The sequence below is a fragment of the Arthrobacter sp. HMSC06H05 genome, assembly GCF_001807395.1.
In the GTDB taxonomy this organism is placed as follows: domain Bacteria; phylum Actinomycetota; class Actinomycetes; order Actinomycetales; family Micrococcaceae; genus Pseudoglutamicibacter; species Pseudoglutamicibacter albus.
On sequence record NZ_KV788994.1, the window covers coordinates 16,656 to 28,743 of the forward strand.

Annotated in this window: 5 protein-coding genes; 3 read left to right on the top strand and 2 right to left on the bottom strand. The window is 61.0% G+C overall.

Features of this window, described 5'->3' with window-relative positions; all coding sequences use genetic code 11:
* The first annotated feature begins 16 nt into the window (after positions 1 to 16).
* Entirely contained in the window at positions 17 to 6,703 is a 6,687-nt protein-coding gene (locus HMPREF3160_RS07990; RefSeq protein ID WP_070507963.1) for a DEAD/DEAH box helicase, read from the top strand.
* 23 nt (positions 6,704 to 6,726) lie between these two features.
* Entirely contained in the window at positions 6,727 to 9,036 is a 2,310-nt protein-coding gene (locus tag HMPREF3160_RS07995; protein ID WP_070507966.1) for a 3'-5' exonuclease, read from the top strand.
* A 128-nt stretch (positions 9,037 to 9,164) separates the two neighbouring features.
* Here the strand turns inward: HMPREF3160_RS07995 and HMPREF3160_RS08000 are convergent, their stop codons facing one another.
* Positions 9,165 to 10,688: a short-chain fatty acid transporter gene (locus HMPREF3160_RS08000; RefSeq protein ID WP_370977559.1), complete on the bottom strand. Its 1,524-nt coding sequence runs from the start codon at positions 10,686 to 10,688 to the stop codon at positions 9,165 to 9,167.
* Between the two features lie 298 nt (positions 10,689 to 10,986).
* Between HMPREF3160_RS08000 and HMPREF3160_RS08005 the strand changes: the two genes are divergently transcribed.
* Positions 10,987 to 11,217 (top strand): amphi-Trp domain-containing protein, encoded by a 231-nt coding sequence (locus HMPREF3160_RS08005; RefSeq protein ID WP_070507972.1) that lies wholly within the window; start codon positions 10,987 to 10,989, stop codon positions 11,215 to 11,217.
* Positions 11,218 to 11,359: 142 nt separating this feature from the next.
* Here the strand turns inward: HMPREF3160_RS08005 and HMPREF3160_RS08010 are convergent, their stop codons facing one another.
* On the bottom strand, positions 11,360 to 11,926 hold the full coding sequence (locus HMPREF3160_RS08010) for an NADPH-dependent FMN reductase (RefSeq protein ID WP_035756474.1): 567 nt from the start codon (positions 11,924 to 11,926) through the stop codon (positions 11,360 to 11,362).
* Between the last annotated feature and the right edge of the window lie 162 nt (positions 11,927 to 12,088).

Below are 12,088 nucleotides of genomic sequence, written 5' to 3' on the forward strand. Positions count from 1 at the left end.
GAAGGAGCCGAGAGCGATGTCTAGCCTCATCCCTACCCACGCCTCCGCGCAGATCACCGAAGGTTTGGCCGAATACCTCACCACAACCTTCGCACTCTCAGAAGACCTCACAGCCCAACAGCTGCGAGACTTCCTCATGGACCCCGAAAACGGGATGTTCTACGGCCCCTACGTACGAACCCGGCTACCGTACGCCCCCGCACAAAACTGGGCGGGGGTACTCGGTTGGCTCCCCGAGTATTTTCAGCCCTACCACCACCAGGCCGAAGCGTTTCGTCGGCTCAGCTCGCTCGACCCCAACACGGGCGAGCCGCGCCGCCCCGAGCCCACACTCGTCGTGACCGGTACCGGCTCCGGTAAGACCGAATCCTTCCTGTACCCGATTCTGGACCACTGCCGCCGGGCCAGGACTTCCGGCATGAGCGGCCCCGGAGTCAAAACTCCAGGCATCAAAGCCTCAGGCATCAAGGCGCTCATCATGTACCCGATGAACGCGCTCGCCGCCGACCAAGAGAGGCGTCTCGCGCAGTTGCTGAGCGAAGAAGCCGCGCTCGCGGGCGTGACCGCTGGGCTCTACACGGGCGAGGTCTCATCCGGTGGGCGCCGCACCGTATCCGAGAACGGACTCATCACGGACCGCTCGGTCATCCGCGACACCCCGCCGGACATCCTGCTGACCAACTACAAAATGCTGGACCAGCTCTTGCTGCGCCCCGAGGATGCCCCGCTGTGGGAGAAATCCGCGGAGTCCCTCCAGTACCTCGTGCTCGACGAGTTCCACAGCTATGACGCCGCCCAAGGAACCGACGTCGCGATGCTCTTACGCCGTCTGGGCCTCAAACTCAAACAGCACCAGCCAGAAGGTTTCCTGAGCGCGGAGGAATCCGCGCGGCCGCTCGGCCGGGTGACCCCGGTGGCGACCTCGGCGACCCTCGGCGGTAAAGACGCCGGTTCCGAGGGGTCATCAGCCGGGCGCTCATCCGGACGCTCGGACATGCTGGACTTCGCCTACACCGTGTTCGGTGAACGCCTGAGCCAGGACGCGATCGTGGGTGAAACCATCCTCGACGTTCAAGACTGGCAAGCCACTATCCCACACCTCACCAAGCACACGGTCCCGGTATCTCCGGCACCCGAGCGGGAAACGATCGAAGAGATCGTCAACGACGTCCGCGCCTCGACGGAGGCCGGCACGCCGTATGCGGACGCCGTGCACCACACCATCGCCGCCAAGCTCTGGGCACCAGCCCTAGGCACACACGCCATCCCGAGCACTGAGGAGAGCATTGCCGCGATGGCCGGTAACGGTCTCGTGGCCAAGATCCTCGAAGCGGCAGCCACGCCCATCCCTCTGGACAACCCAGAGCACGGAGCTCCCGGCAGCCCGGACCTCGTCATAACCCCGCTCGTCGAACGGGTCTTCACCCACGAAGAATTGCGCGGACACCGCGAGCTGTACCTCGAGTTCCTCGCGATCCTGGTCTCTGAAATCGCGTACCTGCGTGCCGCGTTCGGCGCCGAACACGGCTGGAACGGCAAGAAAATCCCCGGGGTTGAAACGCATCTATGGGTCCGTGAAATCTCCCGTATCGACCGCGCAGTCGGCTCGCTCGACGCAATCGACGAAAACGCGAGCGAGAACCTCGGCGGTGCACCCCGCGCCTCCCGCGTATTCCGTTGGTCTGATGACGGCGTCGTGGGGCCCTCGACCCGTACCGACTCCAGTGTGGGTGCTCGTGGGTGGCTTCCCGCTATCTACTGCCGCCGTTGCGGACGCTCCGGCTGGATGTTCGCTGCTCAGCCCGGCGGGGACAGCTACGAAATCCGGGCCCAAGAGATCCGTAAAATCTCCATCAGCTCGAAAAAGCTGCAGCGCCCGCTCATCGACGCGACGAGCGAGGTCGCGTTCGGGGAGCTCCGCAGTGAGGACGCAGCATCCCGCGTCAAGTGGCTCAACCTCGACCTGCCCGGCCTGCTTGACGAACAGCCGGAAACCGAGGCCCTCGAAGAATCCCCGGTAGCGCCCGTGCTCGTTTATGCGGGCGAGGATGTCGAGGAACGCGCCGAGAAAGAACAGTGCCCGTCCTGCGGAGAAGATGACGCGATTCGCTACCTCGGCTCCTCCGTTGCAACCCTGCTGTCTGTGACGCTCAGCAACCTCTACGGCATGGACGAACTCGACGCCGCAGAGAAGAAGACCCTGGTCTTTACCGACTCGGTTCAGGACGCCGCACACCGTGCGGGCTTCGTGCAAAACCGTGCCCGTGCCTTTGCGCTGCGCTCCCGCATGTGGCGGGCGGTCGTGAGCCTCGCTGAAGACCGCGAAGGATACGGTTCACCGGTTCCGCTGAGCCTCCTGAGCGATCGCATCATCGAGCATGCGAAGCAAGAAACTGGCGAGGCCGCACAAGACCGCGCGCTCTTCGAGCTGCTCCCGTCCAACCTCAAAAACTCGCCCCGCTACAGTGCCGTGTGGGATGCGAAAGCTCCTGCGAAAGAACGCCAAAAGGCCCGCGCCAACCTGCGCGAACGGATCAATTTTGACCTCGCCTTCCACTTCGGTGACCGCGTGGACCTTCCGCGTTCCCTCGTTAATACCGGAACCCTCACGGTTGGCGTGGACGTCGATAACGATGTGCTGCTCGAAGCCGCGAAGAACGCCTCCCAAGGGCTCATCGAAAGCCCAGCAACAGACCAAGAACTGCTCGCGTGGGCCCGCGGAACCATCGAATACATGCGCATCAGCGGAGGCGTGGACCACGTCTGGCTCAAAGAGTACCTGCGGGAAGACTGCAACCCGTGGCAGCTCAACCGCCGCGAAGCGCGCAGCAAAGGTGTGCCCGGTTTCCCGCCAGGGGGCTCACCCAAGTTCCCTCGCACAGGCCGGGCGCTGAAAGGCGCGAAAGCTAAAAGCAGCAACAGTGCCACGATGTCCGTCAGCGCGCAACAAGGCTGGTATGCGCGCTGGACCAAACACATGCTCAGCACATCCGTGGCCAGCAGATTCGACGCCGCGAACCACGCGACCGCGCTGTTCCAGCAGCTCGAATACGCCGAAGTCCTCAGGTCGTATCCCACCGCGAGCGGTGGGCGAGTCTACGCGCTTTCTCCCGCGAAAATCGTGCTCCAAGAAGAAGAACATGCACGCGTTCTCGAATGCCCTATATGCCGGCTGCGTGTAGGGCTCAACGCGCACGGCCGCGCCGCAATGAACCAAGCACGGTGCTTCACGCTCTCCTGCACGGGGCGCTTTACCGAAGTCCCGGTAGAGGACAACTACTACAAGCACCTCTACCGCTCTAAGAACACCCGCACGATCGTCTCTGCGGAACACACCGGGCTCATCGACACCAAGCTGCGAAAGCAGATCGAAGACCAATTCAAGCTGCCCGCATCACAACAACCAGCCGACGCCCCTAACGTGCTCGTGGCAACCCCGACACTGGAGATGGGTATCGACATCGGCGACCTTTCCACAGTCATGCTCTCCTCGATGCCGGCAACCGTCGCCAGCTATGTGCAGCGCGTGGGTCGAGCTGGCCGCTTGTCTGGTAACTCGCTCATCATTGCGCTCGTGCGAGGCCGTGGGCGTGCACTCACCAAGCTCGAACATCCGTTGGAAACCATCGCGGGCGCTGTGACCGCGCCAGCCGCGTACCTCTCAGCGCGAGACATCATCCACCGCCAATTCCTGGCCTACCTCCTAGACACGAGTGACGTGCTGAGCCAGACGCCTGACCTGAATGACGCCCGCGGGGTCTTCAGCTCAACCGACGGGCCATCGCTGCTGGACGCGATCGAAGAATCCGCGGCCGGTGGCCTCGAGGACACGGTTGCTGAATTCTCCGCGACTATCGCAGAGCACACCACCCCGGAAGTTTTGGAAGAACTATCCGACTGGGCAGGCGCGTCCGGCCGGCTCATCGCCGACATTCAAAATGCTCGCCAACGCTGGGTAGACACCTACCACTCGCTACTGAAACGCCAACAAACCCTGGAACACCGGCACGAGGAAATCGAAAGCCACACCCGGCGCCGCCTCGACCAAGAAGGCCTCAACTCGGCAGGGAACAGTGTGGCAGCGGGGGACGCCGCGGCAGAGTCCGGCTCAGCGGACAACAACAGCGAGCGGATCTCGCGAGCTGACCTCGTCAGGAAGGGACTCATCTCCGAGGAGCTTCTCAACGAAAGCGACGCGAACCGGGCTGCCCTCATCTTTGTGCGAAACCAACTCAAGAAGCACACCCAAGAGTATTGGATCGGTGCGCTCGAACGCTACGGGCTACTCCCGAACTTCACCCTTCTGGATGACACCGTCGCGTTCGACCTTTCGGTCCGCAGCTTCAGCGAAGAAAAGCAAGCTTTCGAATCCCAGACCTACAACGTCAACCGCGGAATCTCCTCCGCGCTGACCGAGCTTGCGCCCGGAAACACCTTCTACTTCCAAGGGGTCGGAGCCAGAATCGACTCAGTCGAAATGGGTGAACACCATTCCGCGCTCACGCAATGGCGGCTGTGCCCTGAGTGCTCCTACTCCGAACCCACCGGCGCCGTCCTCTCATCAGAACCAGAGGCCGTGGTGCCGGCACCAGCGGCCGGGGCATGCCCATCGTGCGGAAGCCTCGAGTTCGCGGACCGAGACCAACTCGTGGACGTCGTCGAAATGACTAAGGTCTACGCAACCGTAGACGCCAACAGGTCAGCCATCAGCGACACCCACGACGACCGCACCTCCGCGCGGTTCTCAACCCAACTCAGCTTCAACGTCCCCGAAGGCGGCAGGGGACAAGCCTGGTACCTCACCGGAACCGGCTTCGGCATGGAATACCTCCAACACGTGGACATGCGGTGGCTCAACCTCGGCCGAGTCGGCGGCGGACCACGCCGAATGTTCGCCCACAAGGAACGGGAAGTCTCACTCTTCAGAGTCTGTGAAGCGTGCGGCCACATCGACAGCCTCGTTGGCGGCAACCACTGGTACGACCACGCCGCATGGTGCAAACACCGCCACGCAACCGAAGAGCACTCCATCAACTTTGCGCTCGGCCGCAGCCTCGGAAGCCAAGGCGTGCTCATCCACCTGCCGGCGATGTTCGGGGTCATGGAATCCACGACCCTGCCATCGCTCATCGCCGCCCTCAAACTCGGGTTCAAGGAATACCTGGGCGGAAATCCGGACCACCTGGACGTCGAACCAGTGCGTGTGGAATCAGACGGCATCCCTACCGACATGCTGCTAGTCCACGACACCATCCCCGGTGGAACCGGCTATCTCGCCCAATTCACCCGGCCCGAGCACGTACGCCAACTTTTCGAAGTCACGTATCAGCGTCTCACCACTTGCCACTGCCGCGACGAAGAACGGCTAGCATGCCCATCGTGCCTCCTGCCTTTCGCCCGCAGCGGCGAAATCCAATACACCTCCCGCAGCGCGGCCGTGGCAGTGATCGGCAAGATCCTCGCCGACGAACTCCACATCCCAGCAGACACCAACCCGCTGGAACACGCGTGGGACGCCACCAACATCACCACCCGCAAACCGGAGCAAACCCACCAATCCAAGCTCGAACTCCGGTTCATCGAACAACTGCGTGAGGACCTCCAGAAAGCCGGGGCGAATGTCCACGCCGTGATGAACGGCAACTACGCCAACTGGACCATCACCTTCCCGTCCTCACCACACGTGTGGACCATGAAGGAACAAGTCAACCTCGGCCGCACCATCCCCGACGTCGTTTTCAGCACCCCAGACCCCGAGGTGCGGGACATCGCTGTCTACCTCGACGGAGCCGCGTTCCACGCAAGCGAAATCCACAACCGCGTAGCAGACGACTTCCGCAAACGCAACGAACTCCACGCCGACGGCTACCTGCCGTGGACGCTCACGTGGGAAGACCTCGAAACACGCCAAGCTGTAGCCCGCGGCGAAAGCCTGGACCCGCCGATTTGGGGGCAACCTGACTATCACGGGCTCTTTGCCATGCAAACGGGGCTTGCAGCGAGCTTCGTAGAACAGGTTGGACACGATTCATTCACATTGCTCTTAGCAATTCTGCAGGACCCCACAGCAGCATGGGACCAACTAACTAACATGGCATTCTTCGAAGCTGTCTTTGACGAATCAGTCCCCGGCGGAACGATCGAAAAGACCCACCTGCATGCAGTGACGATGACCTACCTCCAAAAGGAGCGGAAGGTATCGTTCGATGCAGCAAACGTGGCCAACGCACTGGATGCATGGCGGTTGTTTGTCGGATTCGTGAACCTAACGTATCTGCGCCGCAGCGGAATCAAGGTTGAGGTTCTCGACCCTGCCGCTGGGGAAACGCCGCGCGACGAAAGTGTGGAGCTGGGCGCCGTGGCGGCTGCTGTGGAGGAGCCAGCTGCGGCATCGGAGGCCTGGGTTGCCGTGCTCGAGGAATACGAGGGCGAAGACGACGTCCTCACCGCACTCAACCTCATGCTGAACGCCGGGCTGCCAGGACCAGATGAGAACAGCATCGGCGATGAAATCAACGGGATCCCCGTGGTCGCCGCGTGGCCGGGCATGGAGGGGCCGGGCATGGACAAGCCAGACAAGATCGTGTTGCTGTTCCCGGACGGTGAGCCCGAAGATGCCGAGGAGCTCACCCGGGCCGGATACACCGTCTACATCGCCGACTTTGAGACCCTTCCACCCGAACTAGCTGAAGCGTTGAGCTAGAACCGAGACTGGAGAGAACGAACATGAGCACATCGGTCAGCTTCTACCGAAAAGTTGAAGACCGCTACGGCCTCGGGAAAAAGATCTTCGAGTTCTTCAACAAACTCGTCGATAACCCAGACAGCCCCGGGCTCAACCTTGAGCACATCGCCAATGCCCCCGACCGTCGCGTACGCACCGCCCGCGTCGACGGTAAATACCGTGCCGTGCTTTTTGAACTCAGCACAGGGACCGAGCGGCAATTCGTCGTGGTGGACATCCTCAACCACGACGACGCCTACGATCTCGCGACCTCTAAATCGCTTTCCGTCAACCCGGTCACAGGCGTGACTGAACTCGTGGAATCCACCGCGAGCACCGCGCAGGGAGCGGGGTCCGCGACGTCGGAGAGCGAACTGGATTCACGTGCAAAACAGCTCGCCGCGCAGATGGTGGCCGAGCAACAAGCCAGCGCTGAATCGGAGGCATCGGTTGCCCGGGGTGCGGCCTCGGCTGCGCCGCGGCCTATCGAGGACCTGCAGAACCGCGGAATCGGCGTTGAGCAGTTGAAGAACGAACTCGGCATGTCCGCACCAACCGTGGCCGTGTTGGCGAACGCATCCGCATGGGACGCCATTGCCGGTCAGCTGACGAACGCGCCCGCGTGGGAAGCCGATGTTGTGGTTGGGCTTGAAGCCGGCATGAGCATCGAAGAGATCCGCGAAGACCTCGGCCTCAACACCCTCGAAACCGGAGCAGACACCAAATCCGATGAAGCCCTCATCGCCGGCCTCAACACACCTGCCGCACGCATGGACTTCGTGGTGGACGCCGGGGAAGAAGAACTCACCGAAATCATCGAAACCGGGTCCTTCTCCGAATGGCGGCTCTTCCTCCACCCAAGCCAGCGTGCCGCAGTCACCCGAAACCACTCGGGTGCCGCCCGCATCACCGGCGGTGCAGGCACGGGTAAGACGGTCGTCGTGGTCCACAGGACCAAACACCTGCTCAAGACTGACCCTGGGTCCCGCGTGTTCCTCACGACCTACACGCGCGAGCTCGCGGACTCCCTCAAAGCCCAGATCGCTGAACTGTGGCCCGCGTACCCGGAAGCGAAAACAGCAGGCCACCCTGGACTGTGGATCTCCGGCGTTGACGCCCTCGTGCACAGCGTGCTGCGCGAGGCCACACGTACGGAACTGAGGGAAGCCCTCAAAGCCAGCCTCGGCATCGACGGCGACTTCACACCCGCCGGCCTAGACCAAAACCGTGACGAGAAAAACTTCTGGCAAGAAGCAGCCGAGCTCAAGGGGCAAGACCTGCCGCACGAAAAATCGAACGCCGCGTTCCTATCGCAGGAATACTCGACCATCATTCTCACCCACGGCATCACCAACGAAACCGAGTACCTCCGAGTGCGTCGGACCGGCCGAGGCACCCCGCTGACTCGACGTGAACGTAAAGCCGTGTGGGCCATCGTTGAGATGTTCCAAGCCAAGTGCGCCGTCGCGGAACGGCTTACCTGGGCGGCATGCGCGGTAGTGGCCGCACACATCATCACCAGCAGGGGAGAGGAAGGCCTTTTCGATCACGTGCTGATCGACGAGGCGCAGGACTTCCACGCGGGGCACTGGAAGTTCCTGCGTGCCGTGGCCAAGAAGGGGCCGAACGACCTGTTCATCGCAGAAGACCCGCACCAGCGGATCTATGGGCAGCGCCTGGTTCTGCGGAACTACGGGATCGAGACCCGCGGCCGGGCAACCACCAAACTCAAAGTCAATTACCGAACCACCGCACAAACATTGGGGTATGCGACCTCGATCTTGGAGGGCGTGGAGTGGATTGACTCGGAAGAGGACGTCGATACCCTGACCGGCTACCGGTCCGTCCGACAAGGACCGGCGCCGAAGTTCATGAGTTCGACGTCCAAGGCGGAGGAAGCAGAGAAGCTCGCCGAACAGATTAAGGCCTGGATTAGCGAGCGCGAGGACTCCGACGAAGAGAACCTCTCCATCGGTGTTCTGACGCGTACCAACCCGCGGCGCAACGAGATCGCGGCGCAGCTGGGTGACCTCGGGTTGGCGGTGAGCTCGACCCGGAAGACCACTGCCGCACGGCCGATCGCGGTAATGACCATGCACAACGCGAAGGGCCTCGAATTCACCCACGTAGTGCTGCTGGACGTCAACAAGGATTCCCTGCCGCAGCGCTACATTCTGCGCGGTCTCGGGGAATCCGAAACCAACGATGCGCTCCAGCGTGAACGCGCCCTGCTGTACGTGGCGGCCTCGCGAGCCCGCGACGAACTGCTCGTGAGCGTGCTCGGGGAACCATCCGAACTGCTGCCAGCTTAGAAAGTGCTGCCGGCGCACGAGCTGTTGCCGGCGCAGATACCGAAGCGGGGGTTGTCGCGACTCATCGCGACAACCCCCGCTCGTGTGTTTAGTCAGCTGCGTTGGACATACAGCCTCGTGGCTGTGGCTTATGCGAGCATGAAGCCCCACACCAGAACGGAAATCGTGTAGATGATTCCGAGCACCACGAGGATCAACACCAGGTAGCCCATCACATCGCGCAGCTTCAGCCCAGAAATAGCGAGCGCGGGCAGGATCCAGAACGGCTGGATCATGTTGGTCCACTGGTCACCAATCTGAATAGCCATCGCTGTGGCCGCCTGGTCCGCGCCCAGCGCGGTCGCAGCTTCCGCCATCACCGGTCCTTGCACGGCGAACTGGCCGCCGCCCGAAGGCATGAAGATGTTCAAGAAACCAGCGGAAATGAATGACCAGAACGGCAAGGACTCCGCGGTCGCGAACGCACCGAACGCATCCGCGACAGCGACAGCCAAACCAGTCGCGCTCAAAATAGCCATGATGCCCGCATAGAACGGGTACTGGACGATGAGGCCAGTAACAATCTTGACGCCATCATTCACGGCCGTGAGGAAAGCCGATGGGCGCGTGAACAACAGGACAGCGAGGAACAGCAGCATGAAGTTCACCATGTCCAGATTCAACGCTCCACCCTTGAGGAAGTAGCGGGCCGCGAACACCATCGCGATCAACCCGAAACCAATCCCAACCACCCGGGAATTATTCAACCGGCTAGCAATAGTTGGGGCATCATCCTGCGCAGGCTTCGCCACTACCGTGCCGTAAGCGGCCCGGTCAATCTCACGAACCTTCGCCGGGTCCGTGGGATGCAACAGCATGTTGAACAGCGGCAAAATAACGAGCGTCGCCAACGTTGTCAGCAACATCTGCGGGGTGAAAACCGTCTCCGACAACGGGATGACACCCACTTGTTTCTCCATAAAGCTGCCGGGCGTAGCCAACAGCAGCGGGACTGGAGCCGAAATCCCAAAACCAAAAACAGCAAATCCCGAATAGCCCGCGGCAATAGCGAGCGGATAATGCAAGCCCTTAACGTTCATCGCGAGCTTTTGCGCAACGATGCCGCCCATCACCAGGCCGAAGCCCCAATTCAGCCAAGAACCAACGCCAGCAACCACAGTTGCCGTGACGATAGCGACGCGCGGCGAATAAATCTTAGAAGCCAAGCTATCCAGGAAGCGATCCACCGGTGGTGTCTTCGCGAGCACATAACCCGACAACAGCACCAAAGTCATCTGCATTGAGAAGGCCAACAGGTCCCATAAACCTGCGCCCCAGTAATCGACAACCTTGAGTGGGCTGGTGCCGCGAACTATGACCGCTAAAGCCATCGTTGCGACCGTCAAGAATATTGCTATGACGAACGGATCCGGTAAATATCGATCCATCAGATTCGAGAAGAACTGGACCGCCGCTTCAAGCGGCCCGCGCCTCTTCCGTCTGGCCTCTATTTGACTGGTCTGTATTTGGTTGGTCTTCAGTTGTGTGGATTCTGTTCGTGTTTGTGTTTCCGTTTGTGCGGAGTGTGTCTGCGTTGTCTGCAAGCCATCTTCCTCCGGTTCGGCTTGCTTCTCACGCTTCCGCTTTAGGGTTAGAACCCCATTTTTCATCATTCCCCCTAAGGGCTCGTTGAGTGTTCGTTTTTACACACTTTCAACGCCGCGCGGCATCGCGTTAACGCCCGGCGAAGAAGACCCCTTTCCGTAGCTGCAAACTGGTATGCCGCGGACGTTGAGAAAGAGCGTATTCGCTGTGGGAGAGTGAAATAAGGAACATGACGAAATGCAACGCGCCCCCCGGTCTGCTTGCGCAACGCCGCTACGCGGAACGTCCATTATCGGAGGGCCTGTTCGGAGATATCTGTCCGCGGAACGTCACCCATTGTTTCCCTGCGAATGTTTCAATGGGTTCATGAGCGAGAAACTGTTTGAACACGAATCCGAAGAGTCCATGACCCGCGAGGAAGCTGCCGCCCGCCTACGCGAGCTCGCCGATGCGCTTGAACGTCAAAACAAAGTGCGCGTCCAGTCCGGCGAAACCGACGTCATCGTCGACGTACCGGACCACGTCGGCTACGAATCCGAAATCGAAGTCAAACAGGGCGGAAAGTCGGAGATCGAAGTCAAGATCTTCTGGAAGTAGGGCAGCCGGGCCGCCCCTCCTAAACGACAGCTCCGCCTGTAAAACACCCCTAAACACAACGATGCCGCCGGGCACTGGACATGCCAGTGCCCGGCGGCATCACGCTTGTCAGCGGCCCTTACGGATGCAACTGAAACCGCAGTTATGAACGCAGGGGGCGCATCGCGCCTTCAACCCGCTGTAGCTCTTCAAGCATCGCCTTCGCGGCGGCCTCATGATCCTCGGTGGCAACGAACTCGCCGTCCTCGAGGTGCTTCGCGAAACCATGCAACGCGACCTGCTCCGTGATTGGGTGCAGCTTGAGCGTGGACGCGATCGGCTTCAGTGCCTGCACCGCACGCATACCACCCGATGCACCGCCGTAGCTGACGAATCCGAGCGGCTTATAGTTCCACTCGGCCCACAAATAATCCAGTGCGTTCTTGATCGACGCCGGGAAGCCAAAGTTGTATTCCGGCAGTACAAACACGAACGCATCCGAACCATCCACGAGCTCCGACCACTTCTTGGTGTGCTCATGCTGATAATCCCGCAGCCGTGGATGCTTCGGTTCATCCATCAACGGCAAGTTGATCTCCGCGAGGTCAGCCACCTGAACCTCGAACCCGCCATGCTCACGGGCAACCTTCTCAAACCACTGCCCAATAGGCAGGCCTGCACGGCCCGGCCGGGTGCTAGCAATCACGATGGTTAACGTCGGCTTAGCCACGAAACGTCCTCCGAAAGTCGATACGAAAACTCCCCACAACATCCTAAACAGGAGGTGCCGTGTCTGTTTAGTAACGCGTAGAGCGGAGGCTTCGGTTACCGTTTTGTTTTACTGAGAAGTGCGCAAGGAGGGGCGTAGTGCCTCATGTCAAGTTGATCGCGT

Bases quoted from the DNA above. Each gene is read 5' to 3' on its own strand.
- HMPREF3160_RS07990 (WP_070507963.1), top strand. From the start codon at position 17: ATGTCTAGCCTCATCCCTACCCACGCCTCCGCGCAGATCACCGAAGGT.
- HMPREF3160_RS07995 (WP_070507966.1), top strand. From the start codon at position 6,727: ATGAGCACATCGGTCAGCTTCTACCGAAAAGTTGAAGACCGCTACGGC.
- HMPREF3160_RS08000 (WP_370977559.1), bottom strand. From the start codon at position 10,688: ATGATGAAAAATGGGGTTCTAACCCTAAAGCGGAAGCGTGAGAAGCAA.
- HMPREF3160_RS08005 (WP_070507972.1), top strand. From the start codon at position 10,987: ATGAGCGAGAAACTGTTTGAACACGAATCCGAAGAGTCCATGACCCGC.